19 protein-coding genes are annotated in these 21,333 nt (G+C 37.9%); 10 read left to right on the top strand and 9 right to left on the bottom strand.

Translation table 11 applies throughout. From position 1 onward, the window contains the following. Positions 1 to 368 precede the first annotated feature (368 nt). The 3 genes from AC0L7T_RS08365 to AC0L7T_RS08355 form a co-directional block, all read right to left on the bottom strand. Positions 369 to 881: a cupin domain-containing protein gene (locus AC0L7T_RS08365; protein WP_473342094.1), complete on the bottom strand. Its 513-nt coding sequence runs from the start codon at positions 879 to 881 to the stop codon at positions 369 to 371. A gap of 75 nt (positions 882 to 956) precedes the next feature. Then, the gene (locus AC0L7T_RS08360; RefSeq protein ID WP_473342093.1) at positions 957 to 1,811 is read right to left on the bottom strand and encodes an ROK family protein; all 855 of its coding nucleotides are present in this window, start codon (positions 1,809 to 1,811) and stop codon (positions 957 to 959) included. Positions 1,812 to 1,827: 16 nt separating this feature from the next. After that, positions 1,828 to 3,366, bottom strand: coding sequence for a tetratricopeptide repeat protein (locus AC0L7T_RS08355; protein WP_473342092.1), 1,539 nt, complete (start codon positions 3,364 to 3,366; stop codon positions 1,828 to 1,830). Between the two features lie 69 nt (positions 3,367 to 3,435). Here AC0L7T_RS08355 and AC0L7T_RS08350 point away from each other — a divergent pair, with 69 nt between their 5' ends. Then, on the top strand, positions 3,436 to 3,654 hold the full coding sequence (locus AC0L7T_RS08350) for a PspC family transcriptional regulator (protein WP_339922718.1): 219 nt from the start codon (positions 3,436 to 3,438) through the stop codon (positions 3,652 to 3,654). On the opposite strand, the gene AC0L7T_RS08345 is transcribed toward AC0L7T_RS08350, so the two are convergent. The 3 genes from AC0L7T_RS08345 to hisS all read right to left on the bottom strand — a co-directional run bounded on the left by AC0L7T_RS08345 (position 3,651) and on the right by hisS (position 6,511). Continuing rightward, positions 3,651 to 4,661, bottom strand: a complete 1,011-nt coding sequence (locus AC0L7T_RS08345; protein WP_473342091.1) for a glycosyltransferase family 2 protein — start codon at positions 4,659 to 4,661, stop codon at positions 3,651 to 3,653. The genes AC0L7T_RS08350 and AC0L7T_RS08345 overlap by 4 nt on opposite strands. Further along, positions 4,661 to 4,993 carry a YbaB/EbfC family nucleoid-associated protein gene (locus AC0L7T_RS08340; protein WP_473342090.1) on the bottom strand — a complete coding sequence of 111 codons (333 nt, stop codon included), beginning with the start codon at positions 4,991 to 4,993 and terminating at the stop codon, positions 4,661 to 4,663. The genes AC0L7T_RS08345 and AC0L7T_RS08340 overlap by 1 nt, the downstream gene beginning before the upstream one ends. A 147-nt stretch (positions 4,994 to 5,140) precedes the next feature. Then, on the bottom strand, positions 5,141 to 6,511 hold the full coding sequence (gene hisS, locus AC0L7T_RS08335; RefSeq protein ID WP_473342089.1) for a histidine--tRNA ligase: 1,371 nt from the start codon (positions 6,509 to 6,511) through the stop codon (positions 5,141 to 5,143). 167 nt (positions 6,512 to 6,678) lie between these two features. Here hisS and AC0L7T_RS08330 point away from each other — a divergent pair, with 167 nt between their 5' ends. Next, positions 6,679 to 6,828 (top strand): hypothetical protein, encoded by a 150-nt coding sequence (locus AC0L7T_RS08330; RefSeq protein ID WP_170235696.1) that lies wholly within the window; start codon positions 6,679 to 6,681, stop codon positions 6,826 to 6,828. A 33-nt stretch (positions 6,829 to 6,861) separates the two neighbouring features. On the opposite strand, the gene AC0L7T_RS08325 is transcribed toward AC0L7T_RS08330, so the two are convergent. Beyond that, positions 6,862 to 7,362, bottom strand: coding sequence for a metallophosphoesterase family protein (locus AC0L7T_RS08325; RefSeq protein ID WP_473342088.1), 501 nt, complete (start codon positions 7,360 to 7,362; stop codon positions 6,862 to 6,864). Between the two features lie 438 nt (positions 7,363 to 7,800). On the opposite strand from AC0L7T_RS08325, the gene AC0L7T_RS08320 reads away from it, so the two are divergent. Beyond that, entirely contained in the window at positions 7,801 to 8,784 is a 984-nt protein-coding gene (locus AC0L7T_RS08320; protein WP_473342087.1) for a pyruvate dehydrogenase complex E1 component subunit beta, read from the top strand. Positions 8,785 to 8,953: 169 nt separating this feature from the next. On the opposite strand, the gene ffh is transcribed toward AC0L7T_RS08320, so the two are convergent. Then, positions 8,954 to 10,291: a signal recognition particle protein gene (gene ffh / locus AC0L7T_RS08315; RefSeq protein ID WP_473342086.1), complete on the bottom strand. Its 1,338-nt coding sequence runs from the start codon at positions 10,289 to 10,291 to the stop codon at positions 8,954 to 8,956. 286 nt (positions 10,292 to 10,577) lie between these two features. On the opposite strand from ffh, the gene AC0L7T_RS08310 reads away from it, so the two are divergent. From AC0L7T_RS08310 to AC0L7T_RS08285, 6 genes are all read left to right on the top strand, one after another. Further along, entirely contained in the window at positions 10,578 to 11,072 is a 495-nt protein-coding gene (locus AC0L7T_RS08310) for a DUF6508 domain-containing protein (protein ID WP_473342085.1), read from the top strand. A 481-nt stretch (positions 11,073 to 11,553) separates the two neighbouring features. Next, a complete protein-coding gene (locus AC0L7T_RS08305; RefSeq protein WP_473342084.1) occupies positions 11,554 to 15,915 on the top strand; it encodes a T9SS type B sorting domain-containing protein in 4,362 nt (1,453 codons plus the stop codon). A 3-nt stretch (positions 15,916 to 15,918) separates the two neighbouring features. Then, on the top strand, positions 15,919 to 16,893 hold the full coding sequence (locus AC0L7T_RS08300) for a PorP/SprF family type IX secretion system membrane protein (protein WP_473342083.1): 975 nt from the start codon (positions 15,919 to 15,921) through the stop codon (positions 16,891 to 16,893). Positions 16,894 to 17,371: 478 nt separating this feature from the next. Then, positions 17,372 to 18,163, top strand: coding sequence for a glycerophosphodiester phosphodiesterase (locus AC0L7T_RS08295; RefSeq protein WP_473342082.1), 792 nt, complete (start codon positions 17,372 to 17,374; stop codon positions 18,161 to 18,163). A gap of 214 nt (positions 18,164 to 18,377) precedes the next feature. After that, on the top strand, positions 18,378 to 18,821 hold the full coding sequence (locus tag AC0L7T_RS08290; RefSeq protein WP_473342080.1) for an RNA polymerase sigma factor: 444 nt from the start codon (positions 18,378 to 18,380) through the stop codon (positions 18,819 to 18,821). 119 nt (positions 18,822 to 18,940) lie between these two features. After that, positions 18,941 to 19,462 carry a hypothetical protein gene (locus tag AC0L7T_RS08285; protein ID WP_473342079.1) on the top strand — a complete coding sequence of 174 codons (522 nt, stop codon included), beginning with the start codon at positions 18,941 to 18,943 and terminating at the stop codon, positions 19,460 to 19,462. 99 nt (positions 19,463 to 19,561) lie between these two features. On the opposite strand, the gene AC0L7T_RS08280 is transcribed toward AC0L7T_RS08285, so the two are convergent. Further along, positions 19,562 to 19,882: a hypothetical protein gene (locus AC0L7T_RS08280; protein ID WP_473342078.1), complete on the bottom strand. Its 321-nt coding sequence runs from the start codon at positions 19,880 to 19,882 to the stop codon at positions 19,562 to 19,564. A 423-nt stretch (positions 19,883 to 20,305) separates the two neighbouring features. Between AC0L7T_RS08280 and AC0L7T_RS08275 the strand changes: the two genes are divergently transcribed. Further along, complete coding sequence (locus AC0L7T_RS08275; protein WP_473342076.1) at positions 20,306 to 20,995, top strand: Rossmann-fold NAD(P)-binding domain-containing protein; 690 nt, start codon at positions 20,306 to 20,308, stop codon at positions 20,993 to 20,995. Positions 20,996 to 21,333 lie beyond the last annotated feature (338 nt).

The following is a 21,333-nucleotide window of genomic DNA, read 5'->3' as shown; positions in this document are numbered from 1 at the left end:
TAAGGGTCAAATTTTCAGGCTAAGGCCTCTTTTTCCAACCAGCCAGTAATTTGAACAATAATTATAGCATAAATTAATGACTTAACAATTCCATTCCCTCCAAATCTCAGAAAATCAGGCAACATTAATCCGCCAAGTGTCAAGGTAGCATAATGAAAATATGGCAACTATAAATAAAAAGGCTGGGAAAATCACATCGGATAATCCCAGCCCATCTACATTTGCTGGCCCATTTAAAAACCATTGAGAAACCGCTTTCAGGGTTCACAAATCAATTTCAAAAATCATAAGAAGCATGGTCACATCCCAAGAAACAGCTTTGGATTGTTTCGGGACTTCTTTTTTACTTCATTGATCCCACTAATTTTTTATTTTCTAGAAAAATCGTCCTGAACACGGACAATGTCCTCCTCATCCGAAGGCTTGGTAGGATCAGTGTGCATCCATATTTCCGCAACAACCCCCCAATTGCCCATTCCAACCAGGCGATGTCGCTCACCTTGTTTCAAACGCTGCACTTCTCCAATTTTCATCGCTTTCAATTCTCCTTCGGTATCATCTTCGCTAGTAATTAGTCCACCTTCACCTGCTACCAATTTCCAAATTTCCGCTCTTCTGTGGTGGTATTGCCATGACAATCTTTTGTCTGGGCCTACCAATAATATTTTAGGGCTCAATTTATTTTTCAACTGCTCCGGAGACAAGTCAACCTCAGGGAAAAACTTTTCCCGAAATTCATTTATTTGATCTTCATTGATAACGAAAAAACCTCCCCAGGGGCGGCTTTCATCCTTGTTTACAATTTGCAATCCGCTGGCGGCCAACCACTCATCGACCGTCTTAAAAATAGCTGCTTTGGATAAATCTTTCTCTATTTTCATTCTTTTCTATAAATTAAACAAAGTATTAAAACTTCCTGCTTTTCTAAAAACTCTCAAAAGATAATAAATAATTATTCAGTTTCCTTCAAATAAACTTGCTGCCCCTATCATCGCAGCCTTTTCTCCTAGCTTGCTTATAAAAATTTCCGGACTTGCCGAATGGGCATGCAATACCTTAATTACTTCGGGCAAAAACAAATCAGCAGCTTTCACCATATTCCCACCAATAACAACCTTTTCAATGGATTTCCCTTCCATTTGCTTAAGCATTAGTTCTGCCAGGTTTTGACCGAATTCTTTGAGGACGGTTATCGTTGCTGCTCTCCTATCAGGCATGGAAAGCAGGGTTTTTAAACCGTCTACTTCAATGTCATGTTTTGCTTTGGCCCATTGCACAAAAAAAGAGGTGCTGATCAAGTCTTCCGCAACGCCTCCTTTAAAAGGAACTGACCAAAAGGCACCATCTTCTGCCATATCACCAAATTTATAAGAACCACCTAAGCCTGTACCTAAGGTAATCCCCATCAATCTCTCGTCATTCCCCCAACCGGTTGCAAAAGCCTCTCCTTGTAAAAAAGCAGCGGCATCATTGATAAATGCTATATTTCCCACAGGTATATTTAGGCGTACTGAAAGTTCTTCCTTGAGGTTGACCTGATAAAGGGAGCGGTATTTCCCCTGGTCAATAATCAAAGAAATCCCCTGCTCATAATTAAATGGAGCTGGCATGGCTATTCCCAGGCAAGCGTCTTCTGTTATCCCCAAGGACAAAATGCATTCCGTCCAGGCATTCAGAATCTCCTCCTTAGAGCCAAGAGAATCGACAGGATACCTTGAAACCTTTTCATCAAGAATACTTAGGCTTTGGTTGTCCAGAAGCCCAGCACTAATATGGGATCCTCCGATGTCTACACCAACGATTTGTTTCATTTTAATCTTTTTTCTTTTATCTAATGACTTCTTTGAAGCTTTCTTTCTTATGAAATGCGGCAAACTCAACGTCATTGGCAGCTCTTTCTCTCAAAAAGTCACTTCGTGTAATCGCTTTTTTAAGGTTTTCATAAAGCTTCGCTTCTTCTCCATTTCTCGCTGCTATTAGTGCCAATCCATAAAAAGGAAACCCATTCCCCATGTTTTGTATGGCACTATTTTCAAACTGAATGGTCGCATTGTAATAATCACCTGCCAAGAAATTGGCTAAACCCTGGTTAAATAGATTAATTGGGTTTTTGTCCGCTTTATTTAAATGGATTACTGCCAATCGATAATCGCCATTGAATATCGAAACAGCACCCAAGGCAGCTTGGTTAACCTTCAAAAGCGCATCTGACTTGGTAAGCGAATTTGCTCTATAAAAGCTATTGTATGCACTAAACTTATCTTCCCACAACCAAAAGACTATTCCGAGATTATATACTGCATAAGGGTTTTCAAAGACCCCATTGGACCTATTGAAAGCGAAAAGGGCATTTTCTAACAACTGGTTTCTTTCTTTGGTATTCTGGGTTCTATTGGCTCTGTTGGTAAAAACCACCCCCAGGTTATTGTAGGAATAAGCACTTGGATAGACTTCTACCATTGCCCTCAAAATCTCCTCTTTTTCAGACCAGCCAGGTTCCATATCCAATGCCCGTATATAGTCCTTCTCCGATAATGTGTCTGCAGGGACTGTTCCCAAGCGAATATTTCTTGACAAGATGGAAAGTTGGAGATTGGAAACCTCATCAAAGCCCTCCATTGATTGGGCATTTATACGTTCGAAACGTTTCAAAACGTCTCGATCCACTTGTCCAAAATGGGCAAGTGCTTTCATCTTATTCTTTTTATAAGTCCCGTCACCGGGTCCCACAATTGTTTCTAAAAATGGAGCTTTTGCTGTAAAGGGAATTCCACTATAAGCAGTGAATGTTTTCCCTAAGTCCTTCCAGCTATTTTCAGAAAGCATCCCCAGGGTTTCGGGCTTGTTTGGTTCCGCCCATAAGCCTAAAACAGGGTATTGCTCTTGTCCCCTGTATTGCCCAATTTGGGAAAGTGAAGCAGTTGTAATTATCCCATGGGAAATAAGGACTTCTTCCGTCTCTTGCTGGGAGACAGATTGATTGTTTACAATTTCTCCTTTGGCAACCAAGGATCCTTTTTCCATACCATCTATAAATGGCATACTGAAACTTACCTTAAGTTTAACTCCTGAATAAACATCCAATGTATCTCCTTTTACCCGCATCTTTTCTTCAAAAGAATACGTTTCATTACCATATTTAAAATAAGGTGTTAAAACGTAAGTTTCGTTCTTCAAAAGCATTGCATTGGGCAAAGTTACAATCAAACTAAAACTTACTGAATCACCAAAACGTTCAAGAACATTTGGCTCCAAATAAATTTTTTGGTTGTCTGCTTTTTTTTTAACTTGTACTACGTTACATGAGTAGCTTATTAGTGTAGCACTTAAAACAAAAAAAGCAATGTTTTTTTTCACCATATTCATAGGTTAACCAATTTATTATCAATAAGTTGTTGTATGTTTGAATTTTAAAACATTAAAATTGTCATGACAATGGAAAATATAAAATTATTCTTCCAAGAAAGGGCCTTCGGTGTTTGCTCAAAATTAGGAGAAAAACTTCATTTCCCTATTGACAGCATTCGATTGTTTTTTATATACAGTTCATTCATTACGTTAGGATCGCCTATTATTGTTTATGTTAGTCTTGGAATGCTAATGAAAATAAGGACTTACTTAAGACGAATGAATAACCCAGTATTATTCGATTAATTTAATTGGGAGTATTTTTTCTTTCCTTTCAAATAATAGGACAGTATTATGGAATAAACTGGGCTCGTTTTGGCTGATTTAAATTCTTTTACTTTTTGAAACTTGCGATAACGCAATGCCTCTCGCTTTGTAAGGAAGTCCGCATAGGCGTTGCCAACAGCCCAACTGTGGGAAAAGCCCTTGGTAAACAGCAAATGCATCATGGCTCCAAAATCCATCACCAACCTCACACAAAAGACTTTTATAAAACTATTAAATTCCAGATTGCTTTTCAGCATGTAAAGACTATTTCTGAAATTGAGGTAGGTTTTAAAGGGGTTGACTTGGTTCAAGGTACCACCTCCTAAATGGTAGACTCTTGATTCTCCACAATATTGAATTTTATACCCTTCGTTTCTCATTCTCCAACATAGGTCTATTTCCTCCATATGTGAAAAATAATAAGGGTTAAATCCCCCTAATTGGTGAAAGATTGATGCATTGACACAAAAACAGGCTCCTGAAGCCCAATCCAATTCAATTGAATCATTGTATTGGCCCCGGTCTTCTTCCAAAACATGAAGCACTCTTCCTCTGCAAAAGGGATATCCCAAATGATCTAAAAACCCTCCCGCTGCTCCAGCATAGTCAAAATACTTTTTATTGACTAGTGAAAGCACCTTGGGTTGACAAGCCGCTACTTCTGGTTTATCAAACAGGTAGTTAACCAAAGTCTCATCCCAATGGGCGGTGACTTCCACATCAGAGTTTAGCAATATATAATAAGAATACTCACCTTGTAATTCTTCTAAACCAAGATTATACCCTTTACTGTAGCCATGATTTTCACTTAGTAAAATCAACCTAATATCAGGAAAATTATTGCTAAGAAATGATAGTGAAGCATCATTGCTCCCATTGTCCACGACTACAATATCAAAAATGCTATTGCTGATCACCTGGGGCAAGTATTGTCTGAGCATGGCTTCCCCATTGTAATTTAAAATAACAATAGCGGCCTCTTTCATTAAACCATATTGCCAAAATCCATACCTGGAATATTGGGCATCATTCCGGCAGTAGCACTACCCATTTTTTCTTTGATCTTGATATCAATGTTTTCAAGGGCCTTATTTGTGGCACCTACAATTAGGTCCTTCATCATGTCCTTGTCTTTTTCATTGACCAAGCTAGGGTCAATTTCTATGTCCAACACTCTGCGTTCGCCGTTCACTACTACCTTTACCATACCGGCTCCTACTTCTCCTTCTGCACGCAAGTGTACCAATTCAGCTTGGGTGGCTTTGATTTTGGCTTGAGCCTCCTTCACCTTATTCATTATATTCATCATGTCAAACATATCCTTCGCTATTTGTTTTTGTTTTTATTAATTAAATTTAGCCATGGAATTGGAAATTAAAGTACCAAACCTTAATAAAGATTGACCCCAATTACCAAACCAATACATCGCAATTGAATTATTTTAACGACAACCATTTACCAATCGTCATTTTATTTTCTCAACAAGCATTTTCAGAGTCAGGCTTTCTTGTTCTCCACTTGTCATGTCTTTAAGGCTAATGGTTTTGTTTTTCAATTCATCCGATCCAAGCACACCTACAAAAGGGATTCCCTTTTTGCCGGCATAGTTGAATTGTTTTTTAATTTTTACCAAATCAGGGTAAATTTCAGCAGCTATTCCCGCTCTTCTCAAAGCAGCAACAATCCCTAGACAGGCATCTCTTTCTTCTTCACCAAAATAAGCCAACATAATTTTAGTCCGCTCCACTTCATCATCAGGAAACCTATTTAATTCTTCCAGAACGTCATAAAGTCTGTCAACGCCAAAGGAAAAACCAACCCCTGAAACTCCAGGAAGACCGAAAACCCCAGTAAGGTCATCATACCTTCCGCCTCCACTAACAGAACCAATGCCTACGCCATTGACCTTCACCTCAAAAATTGCACCAGTATAATACGACAAGCCTCTAGCCAAAACAGGATCAAACACCACATGGTTTTGATTTTCTCCCATCTTGTTTAAGTTATCAAACACTTCTTCAAGTTCAGCTATTCCCTTTAAACCTACCTCACTTTCCGCCAGGTATTTCTTTAAGAACAACAGCCAATCCTCATTTGTGTTCTCATTTTGAGCAATTATGGGTGATAAGACCTCAATTGCTTCTCCGGAAAAACCCCGTTCCTGCAATTCGATTTTCACCTTTTCCCATCCGATTTTATCCAATTTATCAATCGCCACGCATAAATCGGACTCTTTTCCAGAAGCACCAATTACTTCTGCAATTCCAGTAAGGATTTTTCTATTGTTGATTTTAATGTCATAATCGTTAAGCTTAAAATCGGAGAAAACCCTTTTTATCATACAAAGGATTTCCGTTTCACAGATAAGGCTGTCTGTGCCTACAACGTCTGCATCACATTGGTAGAATTCCCTGTACCTCCCCTTCTGCGGGCGATCAGCTCTCCAAACAGGTTGCATTTGAAAACGTTTAAAAGGATACGTTATTTCGTTTTGGTTCATGACCACGTACCGCGCAAAGGGTACAGTAAGGTCATAACGCAAGCCTTTTTCAGAAATTTTCGGCAGCACTTTACTTTCACCTGCATTAAAAGTATCCGTATCTACTTTCTTCAGAAATTCTCCACTGTTGAGGACTTTGAACAAGAGTTGATCCCCCTCATCGCCATATTTGCCCGTCAAAGTGCTGAGATTCTCCATGGTTGGCGTCTCTAACTGCTGGTACCCATATAACTTAAAGGTATCCTGAATGGTATTGAAAATATAGTTTCTGCGCGCCATTTCTTTTGGGCCAAAGTCGCGCATTCCTTTAGGTATACCTGGTTTTTGTTTGCTCATTCTCTGGAATTTTGGCCAAAGTTAAAAAATTAAATAAGTATATGGAGGATATTCTCAGGGCAATTTAAAAGCTAAATTCAACTTCTTTAATTATTTTATGTGATTATTTAATATTTTACTTACCTTTGCCCATCATTTCAAGCGAGAACAATAAAACAAACAATACAATGGCTGTTACTACTTTAAAAAGGAAATTAAGAAGAAAAAGACAGGCACAGAATGCCAGGGTACAAACTATCAAATTATTGAGTGCTCAGCCTGTCCTCAAAAATGTAGATGTTGAAGAAATTAAAAAAGGATTTACTTCAAGTAAATAAATAATAAAGGAACCCGATTTTAATCGGGTTTTTTTATATCCTCCCTCTTTTTCCTAGCTCTATAACTTTTAGATTTTTGATGGTTTTATCCAATTCAAAAGTCAGCATGGTTTTTATTTGATGGAAGCCATGATTTCCAACAGCGCCGGGATTCATATACAAAACATTCAACTCCTTGTCATGCATCACCTTGCAAATATGTGAATGCCCACAGACAAATAGATCCGGTTGATGTAATTTTATTTTAGCTTTTACCCCTTTCGCATATCTTGGTGGCGTACCACCAATATGGATCATAAAGACTTTTACGCCACCACTTTCAAATACAATCTCTTCGGGAATTTCCCTTTGCAGGTTTTGGTCATCAATGTTCCCATAAACTACCCTGAGTAAAGGTTTCTTTGGCAACCAATCCAGCACTTCTGGGTTTCCAACATCTCCCGCATGCCATATTTCGTCAGCCTCTTCTAATGTTTTGATTGCATTTTCAGGGAGACTACTATGTGTATCACTTATGAGGGCTATTTTCACCATAGGAATAAAATGTTTGACTTATTAATGGACAAAACAAATCCAAATGCCCTTGAAAAACAAGGATAGCTACCTAAGGGATTCCATAATAGATAAATTAAACCTATAATTCGTAGTATTCACTACAATCAACATCACTGGCAATAGCTTTACCGGAGCTTTATAAATTCATGTAAAACATAGGAAACCGACTGATTATAAAGTGATTTCATCAGAAAACTTGAGAAATACCGCTAATTACTGTACCCAATAGCGGTTTTTTTCATGGGCATAAGTAAAAGTCTTTCAAATTCTTTTTTAATCCCCCCAAGTTTCGTTAATAACGATAAAGTCTGTTGATCGAGATTTAAAATCACAAGAAAACGACCTTAAAAAGATTGCAAACTTGGTAATTGAAAGATTCCTTTCTATTTTTACGAGGATAGAAAATTTTGTATATAAATGAAAGAAATACAATTCAGAGATGCCATTCGGGATGCTATGACCGAAGAAATGAGACGCGACAAAAATGTGTTTCTTATGGGAGAAGAAGTTGCTGAATACAACGGTGCGTACAAAGCCAGCCAGGGAATGCTGGATGAATTTGGACCTGACCGAGTAATTGACACTCCTATTTCGGAACTTGGATTTTCAGGTCTTGGTGTAGGTGCCGCAATGAATGGTCTGAGGCCCATAATAGAGTTTATGACATTTAACTTCTCATTGGTAGCAATGGATCAATTGGTCAATTCAGCAGCTAAAATGCTGGCCATGTCCGGAGGCCAATACAGTGTTCCCATTGTTTTTCGGGGACCGACAGGGAATGCAGGTCAATTGGGTGCCACCCACTCCTCTAATTTCGAAAACTGGTTTGCCAATACGCCTGGATTAAAGGTAGTTATTCCATCAAACCCATATGATGCCAAAGGCTTGCTAAAGGCTTCTATTCGAGATAACAATCCTGTTATCTTCATGGAGTCGGAAGTGATGTATAGTGATAAAGGTGAGGTTCCTGAAGGGGAGTACTTATTGCCTATAGGCGTTGCAGAGATCAAAAGAAAAGGAGATGATGTCACAATTGTTTCTTTTGGCAAAATGATGAAAGTAGCTTATGCAGCTGCCGATGAATTGGCCAAGGACAATATTCATGCTGAGGTAATTGACCTGAGAACGGTCAAACCAATTGATTACCCAACTGTAATTGAATCTGTAAAGAAAACCAATAGGTGCGTAATTGTCGAAGAGGCCAACCCAGTTGCTGGCTTATCTGCAGACATCGCTTATAACATTCAAAAACAAGCTTTTGATTACCTTGACGCTCCTGTAATAAGGGTAAACTCTATGGATATACCTTTGAGTTATTCACCTACTTATATTGAAGTTACATTGCCTAATGTAAAAAGGACTATTGATGCAGTAAAGTCTGTTACTTATAATAAGAAGTAATTACTAAACTCAGTTATACGATTAAATCAAAGCAGTGCCAATGGCACTGCTTTTTTATTTTCTCCAATTGGATTGATATTTTACTTTGAATATTAATTAAAAAAAGGCTGCAAAATCATTCGTTTTGCAGCCTTTTTTTATGTCAATTTCTGAGTTCTAATTTTCACCCTCAACGTCTTTTCATATTTCCGCCAAGTGCACCCAAAGCTTTTTGGGCTCCTCCCATTTTATTCATTTGCTTCATCATTTTTCTCATGTCAGCAAACTGTTTCATGAGGTTATTGACTTCTTGTATGGTTCTTCCACTACCATTTGCGATTCTTTTCCTTCTGCTACCGTCTATAAGTGAAGGATTTCCTCTTTCCTGTGGAGTCATACTTCTAATGATTGCTTCTATAGGAATAAAAGATTCATCATCAATATCCAGGCCTTTTATGGCTTTTCCCATTCCAGGAATCATTCCCAATAGGTCCTTGATGTTCCCCATCTTCTTAATTTGATCAAGTTGAGATAGGAAGTCATCAAAATCAAATTGGTTTTTCCTTATTTTGGCATTCAGGCGTTTCGCTTCATCTTCATCAAATGATTGCTGTGCTTTTTCTACCAACGAAACCACATCACCCATACCCAAAATCCTTTGAGCCATACGATCGGGATAAAACAGGTCAAGATTTTCCATCTTTTCACCTGTTGAAATAAACTTGATAGGTTTATTTACAACGTGACGTATTGAAATTGCGGCACCACCCCTACTGTCTCCATCTAATTTGGTAAGCACAACTCCATCAAAATCCAACCTTTCATCGAAAGTTTTTGCAGTATTGACTGCATCCTGACCAGTCATCGAATCGACCACGAATAAGGTTTCTGAAGGTTTCAGACTTTCTTTCAAGGCTGAAATCTCATTCATCATCACCTCATCTACTGCCAGACGACCCGCAGTATCTACGATAACCGTCTTTTTGCCTGTTTTCTTGGCATATTCTACAGCATTGGTAGCTATTTCTAATGCGTTTTGATTGCCAGGTTCAGCGTATACTTCAATTCCGATTTGTTCACCAAGCGATTTAAGTTGCTCGATGGCTGCAGGCCGATAAATATCACATGCAACTAGTAGAACTTGACGGCCTTGCTTTTTCAAGTAGGTTCCCAACTTTCCTGAAAAGGTAGTTTTACCAGAACCCTGTAATCCTGAAATTAAAATAATGGAAGGATCTCCTTTTAAGCTAATTTCCTCCTTTGCGCCCCCCATTAACTGGGTCAACTCTTCCTGCGTGATTTTAATTAGTAACTGTCCTGGGGAAACGGCGATCAACACATCCCTTCCCAAGGCTTCCTCCTTGATCTTGTCAGTAACCTCTTTGGCTACCTTATAATTCACGTCAGCGTCGATCAGTGCTCTCCTAATTTCTTTTACCGTGGTAGCTACATTTATTTCTGTAATCTTCCCCGTACCTTTTAAAGTTTTAAAGGCTCTGTCTAATTTAAAACTGAGATTATCGAACATGTCATTTTTGTTTTGAATCAACAAAAATAGCCATTTTTTTTAAGCAAGTCAGTCTAAATCCCCAAAAGAATACGTACATTTTATAAAAGGTTTGTAAAGTACGCAGCAAATTATGGGGCATTTATTTTCTGGATATTAAAGACAAAATGTTGCATTTAGCATATAAAAATACCCTGATCAGGGTATTTTATTGATCAAAAAAATGTCGTTACTTACAAATTCAAATAAAACAGTATCAAATATTTACAATTTAAATTATTATTAGTTAATCAAAAAAACATAAATAATGATGAAAGACCAAATCCCGCTTTTTATTCCTATCGGAAATTTTTCTGACCATTGTAGCAGCCTTGATGGAAGGAAACTAATGCCATTGATCAACCTTATCCAAGAAATGGAATTAAGGTTTTACAAAACAGAAAAATTCCTCGGAATCCATGATTTAAGTGACATCACACTTAATGCTATTGGATTAAATGGAATACATGTTAAATTATTAGACGCTGTATTGAAGCTAAGATTAGTTCCGCTTTTCGATTGGCTGTCATGGAAAACTGAAGCCGAAAGGTATTATCAGAACCCGTCTTTGTTAGCAGGTTTAGATACAGTTACGCTTGGTAAAATCATGACTGTATTGCTTAGATCTCAAACCATCTATGGCCCTACATTTCTTGAATCCAAGATAAAAGACAAATTTGTACTTACTCTTCTTAAAGCCATAGTACAATCTTTGGACCATTCTAGTATTGCAGGCTATATAAACACTGACACAGTAGATTAAACCCAATTAACCACTAACTAATACTATATTACTCAATATAGTATACCATTTTTTATGCTTAACACCCTCTATTTTTTTTATAGTTGGCCTTAAAATTGCAAGGTACCTTAACAATTAATTCAAATTATTTGCCACGAATTGCAATGCGCTTAAAATTAAAGTGGGGTGAGAATTATTTAATCTTTAAGCAAAGTAATCTGATTAAATTTTTTTCCCGTATATATCTGTCTTATGTAAAAGGGTTCGTATTTACCAGTACTGACTTCTCTCATGGCTGGTGCAGTCACACTAAAATTAAGCTGTTTCAATTGTTCAGTGAAGCATTGCAATCACAAAACCTGGCAGCAAAAAAGAAGTTGCTGATTTTAAAGCGATTCCATAAAATCACACAACAGTTTTAAGAATTTCGAGTTAAAATATTAGAAGTAAATCAAATGGATAACTGCCAATCTTTTTGGTATTGTAGGTAAAACCAGTGTTAATGAAAATTCAAAAATTCACCTATTCACATTATATAAAAGTGATTATGGTTTTTTTGAGCCTGATAGGAAATGGTTTTCAATCCAGTTTATCGGCACAATCAAACCCTTCATTGAGCCTTGAAAAGGTAGATCCTTCCTGTTCTGGAAATGGGGTTATCACAGCATTGCTTGAGAACGTAAACAATTCGGGGAATTTAGCCTACAACTTATTTGTGCTTCCTGGAGAAATCCCCCTTTCTACAAACCAAAATGGCGTTTTTGAAGGATTAGAAAAAGGAGCTTATAAAGTTACCGCTAATTATACCGTTGATAACATTCCAAAGGAAGTTTCATCTGAAATAACCCTAAATACAGTTTTCCAACCCTTGTCCTATACAGTGCTTTCCAAAAGCCTGTGTAAAAACGCACTAGGGAGTATTGAAGTGGTAGTAAATTCAGGCAAACCTACCAGTTTTCAATTGCAAGGACCCTCACAAAGGCCTGTACAGGAAAGTCCGGTATTCGAAGACCTTGAAGCAGGACCATATACCATCATCGTTACAGACGAATGTGGAGACCGGCTTTCACAATCCATTGAAATTCAGGAAGATAATTTTGTTATCGATAACGAATTTCAACAGTTTAAAAATGAATTAAAATCTTGTGGTAAAATTAGCGTCGGTCACCTTATTAAATCTATTGGACCTGATATCCCCTACCCCCTTAAGGTGAAATATATGGTTTATACCCCCGGAGGTGCCGTAGAAGAAACCAATATTGAAATACCAAATGGAGATCCCAAGGAAAACATAATCTTTGGTGACATCGCTTTTTTTCACGACCAAGCGTACACCTACGACTTGACTGTTACAGACAATTGTGGACAATCCTCCACATTGACAGGACAATCAATCAACCGGAAATTGACCATCTCCAAAGACCTGTTATGGGGTGCGGGATTGTGCGGAAAAAGGCGACTTTCCGTTACTCCTTCTAATTTTGTGGCCCCGTATACCATTAATTTTACTGACTTTCCCGCAGGATTTGATCCTGTAGCTTTTAATTCACAGTACCCTGGCCCCTACTACGAAGACAATATTTCTATAGGGTCTATTGAAATGCCTATTCCAACTGGAAATTATGCCTTTACCTTGATGGATGCTTGTGGGAATTCTGCAAGTATTTCAAAAACCTATTTGGATAAATTAGGTGGCCCAACATCTACCGTCTTTCCAGGTTGCGGGCCAGGCACGGGCTCCGTTCAATTAAACAGCTATGATTTCTACTTTGAAAAGGTGGAAATGACAAAGGCACCTGCCTCATTCACTGAAACTCTACCTATTGATTTTACAAAAAACATTAGAAATGAGGATCAACGGAGATTTTACATTAATAACCTCCCAGAAGGAGAATATGAATTCACCTCATCTACCAGCTGTAAAACCACACACCTTACCAAGGTGACAATAGATGGAGTTAAAATAACTGAAAATGAAATTGATATAACAGAAAACTGCGGTGCTTTTAACCTTTATTTAAATCATTCAGATAACTTGAATACTCGTCAGCTTCCTCTCTTTGGTATCCAAAAGTTTGACCCATCTACAGGTAATTGGACCCATCCGGGAACAGGAGAAATATACAATCCTGAAGATGAGTTAAGCGATGAGAATGCAGTATTATTGATCAATGGTGCTTCAAATATTAACCTAAATTACACTGGTAAATTGAGGTTGGTAAAGTCTTACAGAATTTGGAAGAATGGGGAAGACATGCTTATAAAACGGTCAGAAATTACTTATTGTTTGGAAACTTTAAAAACATTTGATATCAAAGCAAAAAGTGTTTTCAATAGCATCAATACATTTAAATGCAGTGGTGACAGTTATGAACTGTCGGTAAACGCAGATGGGTATTCCCCAATTACTTATAAAATCGTAGAAAAGGATGGCCTACCATTTGTTATCGACAATGGCGAAAACCCATTGTTTAAAGGATTGGAATCTGGGAGGTATAAACTTCAATTGGAGGATGCCTGTGGAAACCTGACCAACACCACTGTTCAGGTAAGAGGAGAAAATCTTCCTATTATCATTCCTGAAAATCTCTGCGACGGAGAAAATGGTGCCCTTTTAGTTAAAAACCTGGATTTCCTTCAATTTGAATGGTACAAAGATGATGCACCCGACATTATTCTGAGCACTGGCCCTCGACTTGAATTTTCCCCCTTCAATTTGGCCATAAATTCAGGAACCTATTATGTGCGAATTAGCGATTCGAATCCTGAGTCATGTGTCAATAGAACCCTTGAATTTATAATGGACGAGTCAAGCCTTAACCCTAAACCTGGTGAAGGGCAAGAGGTGGATGTTTGTAAAGGGGAATTTGTAAACTTATTTGATTTTTTGGAAGGCCCATATGACAACTATGGAACTTGGAGCGAAACAAGTAACAGTGGTGGGCTGTTTGAGAACACCTGGTCTTCATCCGAAGTGGAACCTGGGGTTTATACTTTTGATTACAAAATCACAGGTATCTGCTCGGGAGAAAGAAGTACCACAGTGACTATAAATCTTGCTCAAGTTCCAGAAGCCCCACAAGGCAGTCCTATTCAAGAATTTTGTAGCCCTGGTGAATACACCTTAAGTGACCTGGAAGTGGAAGGTGTAAATATCCAATGGCACTTGTCTCCATTCGGAGAAGCAATACTCCCTCCAGAGACAAAACTCCAAAATGAGACAACATATTATGCTACTCAGTCCAACGGCACCTGTCTTTCTGATGAAAGATTGGCGGTAAAAGTTTTCATCTATTCAGAAGTAAAAGACAACACCATTTCAGGCGAACAGACTTTGTTCCAAATGGAAACACCGGAAAAAATCACAGGTACTAAGCCACAGGGTGGGTCCAGTAATACTACCTATTTCTGGGAAGTAAAAACAAGTTCTACCGACTGGGAGCTTATCGATGGAGCAGAGGGAGAGAATTATTCCCCTTCACCATTATTAGAAACGACAAGCTTCAGAAGAACTACCTCAGATGCTTTCTGTGGTGATTTCGTAAGTAATGCCGTTACAATCACCGTCCAGGTTGCTCCCATTGTGGCAAATGATGATTTCTTTGGTCCGCTAAAAAATTATGAATCTCTTATATTGCCATCGATATTGTTGAATGACAGCCTTAAAGACAAACCTATCTTACCTGAAAACAGCATTATTAGTGTCCTGTATATCAGAGATAAAGAAGGAAATAGCATCGAACTGGATTACCAATTGGATGAAAACGGCAATCTTTCCCTACCAGGCGATATCGCTCCTGAAACCTATATCATCCGGTACAGCATTTGTCAAAAAGAAGTGCCTGATAATTGCAGTGAAGCAAATATCACCCTTGTTATTGTTGGAATTTCCTTTGAGGCAGAAAAAAAGATTGATAGAACCCAGGCCTTGCCAGGGGATATTGTGAACTATACCTTCAAAATCAAAAACACCAGTATTTTCGCCTTAGAAAACATAATCCTCACAGAAATTCTACCGGAGGAATTGATGGTCTTGTCGGCCAGCCCTGAATTAAGCCCAAACAATACATGGGAAATCGTTGGCCTCGGTCCGGAGGAATCTATTGTGCTACTCTTATCGATTATGCCTACCAGAGACGGAAACTTTACAAATGAAATAAACATCAGTGTTGAAAATTATAACCAAACGATAAGGAGTGAGGAATTGCAGGTAAGGCCCAAAATGATGGACATGAGCATACAAAAGTCTTCCTCTAACGCAGCAGTAAATGATGGCAACACTTATGACTACCAAATAATCGTAGGTAACAATGGCCCAGATCCTGCTGATAACATTAGAATCGTCGATTTTCTACCTCCAGAATTGAAATATGTGAATGCAACACTGACCTCAGATGGGCTGTTTTCATCACCCATTTTCTCACAGGAGGAAGGATTATTGGTTTGGGAAATACCACAATTCGCGGTTGGTGCAACACTCCAAATCACCTTGACCGTAAATCCCGTTGGCGATGGAAGAATCAGCAACAGGGCTGAAGTAAGTGCCGATGGGATAGATGTGAAACCCGAAAACAACACTTCCATTGAAGTCAAAACAATCTTGCCATTGTTTATTCCAAATGTCATCAAACCAGATGGTGATGGAAGAAATGAATCTTTAGTAATCAGAGCATCCCATCGATTTGAGCGAGTGGAATTAATCCTCTATAATCGCTGGGGTGACATCGTGTACGCTTCAAAGGATTACCAGAATGACTGGTATGCAGAAGGTTTATTGGCTGGCACCTATTACTATCAGGTAACAGGGGTTGATGTTGCCAAGAAAGAAAAACAATACAAGGGCTGGATACAGGTGATAAAGTAAATTATGAAGCCAAAAAAATTAAATAGCATTCTTTTTATTTTGGGTGTATTTGTCACATTGACAGGTGCGCATGGCCAACAATTGCCTCAATACAGCCAATATATATTCAATGCAATGCATGTAAACCCTGCTTATGCGGGATATAAAATAGATCCATTTGTGCAGGCCACCTATAGAAGTCAGTTTAGTGGTTTTGAAGGAGCCCCCCAGACTTTTTCAATTTCGGCAGACATGGCCAATTTGGAGCAAAGCATGGGTTTCGGTCTCAATATTAATTCAGACCAGTTTGGGGCCAGTGATATACAATCTCTGTTACTTACCTATTCTTACAATGTCCAGCTCTCCTATGAAAGCTTTTTAGGCTTGGGTGTCAGTTCGGGTTTCACTTCTTATGGCCTTGATGCAAGTCAGTTTCGACCTGATGACCCTAGTGATCCTGGAATCCCTCAAGGCAGGATCAATGCCTTTACGCCCAATTTAAATCTGGGAATATTCTTTCACACGCCTGTCTTTTTCACAGGTTTAAGTGCCTATAATTTAGTCGGACAAAACATTTTAGAGAATAAAAACCTAGCTGTGGCAACCCACAATCCCCACTTTTATTTTCAATTGGGAGCTTTATTCCCTTTTACGAGGGAGGTATACTTTAAACCTTCCATTCTTGTCCGTGAAGATTTAAATGGTCCCACCAGTTATGACATCAATGCAATGTTTTTATTGCAAGAAAACTATTGGATAGGCGCTTCTTTCCGATCAGGATTAACTAAAAACCAGGCAACCATTTCTGAAATATCTGGAAACAGAACTGCCCTTGCTTTGCTATTTGACATCTTTATTACGGATGAACTCCGGATGGGCTATGCCTATGATTTCAATTTAAACAGTAAGAGCAATTATACCAATAACAGCCATGAGATTTCCTTGGGGTACTACCTCAACAACAAATGGCTCAAGCAGCGCGAGCAGAGAAGATTTTAAATTATAGGTAAACAAATATTTTTTACTCCCTTTCTGTCATTCGAAGTCTTACTTTAAAAATAAGTATTTGTTTATGACCACTTCAATGGTTTTTGGCTCATTTACCTCGACCGTTTATCCGCATTTCGAATGAGCAACCAACAAATTCTTTTAAAAACATTAAAATACCACTAGATTAGAAGTTCATTCGAAGCAGAAGTTTTGCTTGCTGTCTTTGTTTCTTTACATGGTCTTAATTTGATTGTGAAGTCCCGAAAATACATACAAACTTACCCAAACAGACTTGATTTATTGTTTTTCTCTAGTTAAAACGCTTATTAAGCTGGAGCTAAGACCGAAATCCCTTAGGAGTAACATGTTAATAAATTAAATAGATCAAATTAACTCTCAAAAACCCAAAAATGCTATCATTTATACAAGCGCTATTGCCTTACTATCTGTTAATGCCTTGAAAAATGGGATAGATTGTTTTTTTATCTTGGCAATAAGCACCTTAGTAAGTTGTGGGGCTTCAAGTGATAGCAATTTCGCACACAATGGTGTCACGGCACACAGAGGCAATTCTGGTGAATACCCGGAGAATACCATTCCTGCTTTCAAGAGTGCAATTTCCCTTGGAGTAGACTGGATCGAGCTTGACCTATTCAAGACAAAGGATGGACAACTAGTAGTTACCCATGATGCAAATACTAGCAGAGTCAGTAACAAGGATCTCCTGATATCGGAGAACAATTATGAAGCCTTGAAATCAATAGATGTAGCCCATGAATTCCGGGTTCGTAAAAACCTCACATTAAATGATTGTCCGCCTGAAAGAATGCCTTTACTTTCAGACATTATCCATTTGGTAATGCAACAAAACAGGACCCGCTTATCGATTCAGCCCAAATCAGATTGTGTCAAGGAAGCCATTGATATAATCAAAAAACTTAAGGCAGAAGCATGGGTTGGTTTTAACGATGGAAGTTTGAGTAAAATGAAAGAGGTAAAGAAAGAAGTAAAAGCAATTCCCGTGTTTTGGGATCGCCCAGCCGACTCGGATATTGATGAAGACATTGAAATTGCACTAAAAGAAGGGTTCGAATCTATTGTAATCAACCATAAAGGAATTACTAAAACAAAGGTGGATAAGGTACATGAAGCCGGTTTTGAAGTCGGGGCATGGACTGTAAATGAACCAAGCACCATGAAAACCCTTTTGGACATAGGCGTTGACAGGATCTACACTGATGATCCAAGAACTCTCTTTAAAATACTAGAGGAAAATTAGACCTTAGTACTGACAACGAAAGTAACGACTTTCTCCCTATCCATTAAACGCCTATTTAATCTAAAAATGGTTAAGGTGAATCAGAGCTATTTTTTAAAAATTCCATGACAGGTTGTTATATTTCCAAAGTATCGCCACTAATAAAGAAAAAGATACTTTGAGCCACACGTTTTATATTTCAAGAATTTTGCCTTATGCAGCCATCATTTCAAAGATGTGCAGACTATACACCAATTCTCAAGCTGACTTTGAGGATTACTATCAGGAGGTTTGCTTACAGATTTGGCGAAGTAGAGACAATTATCAGGGTAAATCTGAGTGGTCAACATGGGTATATAGGTTATCCTTAAACGTCTGCCTCACGCAACTCAAACAAGATCAAAAAACAAGAAAAGTTATTGTTACTGAGGCAGCCCTAAATGAGTCGGCTGAAGATCAACAGGTTTATAGTGACGAAGATTTAAATGAACTATATGCTGCCATAAAAAAGCTTTCCGAAATAGATCGGACGATAATTCTACTTTACCTAGAAAAAAAACCCTACAAAGAAATCGCAACCATATTGGACTCCAATGCTAAAAATATAGCGGTAAGGGTGCAACGTATTAAGTCCCAGTTAAAAAAATTACTGAAAAACAAGATAGAAATACACAAATAACACAAAATCCAACAGCTATGAATCAAACACTTGAAAAAATATGGGAGGACGGATTCTTAAATGAAAAATCATCGTTAACGCCAAAACTAAATGATTTTTACAATCGAAAATCCACCCTCTTGATCGATAAACTTCTGAGGAGTATTAAAGTGGAAGTCTGGATTTTAATTCCTTTGGCATTTGCACAATTCTTTTTTAACCTATGGCTGGACAATGAAAACAGTGCTTTTTGGGGCGTAATGTGTGCACTGCCTTGCCTTCTCTGGTTTTATATTGGTATTAGGCAAATCAAATCATTAAAAACGATTAGTTATGGTGACAGCTGCTATGATTATTTAGTTGCTGTAAGAAAGAAATTGTATGAAATCACCAACTTCAATAAAAACCTAGCAATATCAAGCGTGGCAATAATATTTTTCCCTATGCTAGTGTATACCTATTTTAATAATCAATCAAAGACCATTGGTGAAATATTTGGAATTGATGCGCTAAACTTGCCCAGTCTGACTTTATTTTTACTTTTACCAATGATCGCCCTTCTTGCTTTGGCTATTTTTGAAATTGGTTACAAACAGACAAACTATCGCCGAGACAAAAAAATTAACTTTTTAATAAAAGAGATGGAAGCATTAAGAAGCTGAAAAGTGAATAGGATTGACCTAAATAGCAGGGTCTACAAAGAAAGCATAATAATGAATAAAAAGGTACCTGAAGAACTCAGGTACCTTTTTATAAAAAAATCAATCAGGAATATTATACTCCAGCTTAACTTCTTCGAAACCTAAAAGATCTATATTGGCTATCCTGCTGGCCGAGGCAGGCATGCCGCCAGGTATGAAAACATACATGTAGTCCCATGATTCAGATGGCACCCCTGGATCATCAGTATTGTCTAAATTATAAAAATTTACCATCATGAATCCAATAGCGGCATCAAAGGCCATTACTTGATGAGTACTTATATTTATAGCCCTCGTAAGCGGCAGAGGATAAGCTTGTTTTGGACCTGCATTCCTTATGTAAACCATTATAATACCAGTATTCAAGATATTTTCGGTCAAATCAGCAGCTGATATCCTATACCTCCTTCGGTTTACATTAATATAAGAAATAGGTTGACTCCATAAATTGCTTTTGGATGTTATCCAATCAGAATAAATCACATTGGCCGTGCCGGGATTACCTTGATCACCTTGAACACCCTACTCACCTTCCGGAACCGTTTAGATAAGTTTTAACGGAATAAAACCGTTAAACTTCGATTTGAAGAAATTGATAAGTAAGGTAATGTAGTTAACTTAGGTCGAAGCAAATCTATAAAAATATTATTTTTCACTGACCTTATAGAAATAAGAAAAATGGATTGCTTTGTAATATTCCATTAAGGTTTTTAACCCTAATCATTAAGAGAATTAGTGAACCTCGCCCTAATTGTGTCTGAAGATTGTTTTCCATAATAAAATCAAATTGAATAAAAATACGCGATGACGACAAAACCCAACCAACAATCGATAGTAATGCTAGGTGCCAGTGGTGCCGTTGGCACAGCCGCCTTGAACTCACTTCTCTCTCTCAATAACATTTCGCAATTAACATTGCTTGGGAGAAAAACCATTTTAGGTATTGATGCTAATTTTGTACATCAACACATTATTAGCATCAGTGATGCCCATTCTTACCAGGAATTCTTATCTGATCACAGCAGTGCAATTTGCACTTTAGGTGTAGGTGAACCTTCCAAAATAAGCAAAGAAGAATTTATAAAAATTGATAAAAAGGCTGTTTTAGATTTCGCCATAGCCTGCAAAAAGGCAGGGATTAAACATTTTGAATTATTGGCTTCTGTTGGTATTCATCCAAAATCTAGGTCCTTCTATTTGAGAGTAAAAGGGGAATTGGTCGAAGCCTTAAAAGACTTGAATTTTGATCGATTAAGTATATTTCAACCCTCTATGATTTTAACGCCTACCAATCGATATGGGCTTTCTCAAGCCATTACCTTGAAAGTTTGGCCTCTTCTGAAACCCTTGTTGGTGGGAGGTTTACGGAAATACCGAGGCATTCCAGTAGAAGTGCTAGGGCAAGCAATGGCAAAAAACATTTTTAATAAAGGAAAATCCTACGAAATATTACAATGGGATGAATTTTATTCAATAATTAAACAAAACAATTAAAATATACACAAAGCCCCAACATTTGGATAGGATTTAACCGTGTAGCCAAACTCAAAGGATTAATGATAATAAGCTTGGAAGCAACCTTAGACACTACCAGTACCATTCATGCTACAAAATCAAGGCACACTAAACCTTACTCCTGCTTTCCCTATAAGCTACCCTATATTTTCTACAGAACGATCCAAAGAAATTAAATTTAGAAACATTCATCACACATTGATTAGATTAATTGAATTTAACATCCATCCATCCCAGTCCATCTACGATAATCCGGCGTTTTTTACTAATTTGCAGATTCAATTCGGATTATGTAATAGGGTTCCTGACTTCTCCAA

Source organism: Cyclobacterium sp. 10D3-21 (assembly GCF_055809755.1).
The sequence above is the reverse complement of the archived record's forward strand: the minus strand, read 5'-3'. Positions and strand labels throughout refer to the sequence as shown.

Bases quoted from the DNA above. Each gene is read 5' to 3' on its own strand.
- AC0L7T_RS08365 (WP_473342094.1), bottom strand. From the start codon at position 881: ATGAAAATAGAGAAAGATTTATCCAAAGCAGCTATTTTTAAGACGGTC.
- AC0L7T_RS08360 (WP_473342093.1), bottom strand. From the start codon at position 1,811: ATGAAACAAATCGTTGGTGTAGACATCGGAGGATCCCATATTAGTGCT.
- AC0L7T_RS08355 (WP_473342092.1), bottom strand. From the start codon at position 3,366: ATGAATATGGTGAAAAAAAACATTGCTTTTTTTGTTTTAAGTGCTACA.
- AC0L7T_RS08350 (WP_339922718.1), top strand. From the start codon at position 3,436: ATGGAAAATATAAAATTATTCTTCCAAGAAAGGGCCTTCGGTGTTTGC.
- AC0L7T_RS08345 (WP_473342091.1), bottom strand. From the start codon at position 4,661: ATGAAAGAGGCCGCTATTGTTATTTTAAATTACAATGGGGAAGCCATG.
- AC0L7T_RS08340 (WP_473342090.1), bottom strand. From the start codon at position 4,993: ATGTTTGACATGATGAATATAATGAATAAGGTGAAGGAGGCTCAAGCC.
- hisS (WP_473342089.1), bottom strand. From the start codon at position 6,511: ATGAGCAAACAAAAACCAGGTATACCTAAAGGAATGCGCGACTTTGGC.
- AC0L7T_RS08330 (WP_170235696.1), top strand. From the start codon at position 6,679: ATGGCTGTTACTACTTTAAAAAGGAAATTAAGAAGAAAAAGACAGGCA.
- AC0L7T_RS08325 (WP_473342088.1), bottom strand. From the start codon at position 7,362: ATGGTGAAAATAGCCCTCATAAGTGATACACATAGTAGTCTCCCTGAA.
- AC0L7T_RS08320 (WP_473342087.1), top strand. From the start codon at position 7,801: ATGAAAGAAATACAATTCAGAGATGCCATTCGGGATGCTATGACCGAA.
- ffh (WP_473342086.1), bottom strand. From the start codon at position 10,291: ATGTTCGATAATCTCAGTTTTAAATTAGACAGAGCCTTTAAAACTTTA.
- AC0L7T_RS08310 (WP_473342085.1), top strand. From the start codon at position 10,578: ATGATGAAAGACCAAATCCCGCTTTTTATTCCTATCGGAAATTTTTCT.
- AC0L7T_RS08305 (WP_473342084.1), top strand. From the start codon at position 11,554: ATGAAAATTCAAAAATTCACCTATTCACATTATATAAAAGTGATTATG.
- AC0L7T_RS08300 (WP_473342083.1), top strand. From the start codon at position 15,919: ATGAAGCCAAAAAAATTAAATAGCATTCTTTTTATTTTGGGTGTATTT.
- AC0L7T_RS08290 (WP_473342080.1), top strand. From the start codon at position 18,378: ATGTGCAGACTATACACCAATTCTCAAGCTGACTTTGAGGATTACTAT.
- AC0L7T_RS08275 (WP_473342076.1), top strand. From the start codon at position 20,306: ATGACGACAAAACCCAACCAACAATCGATAGTAATGCTAGGTGCCAGT.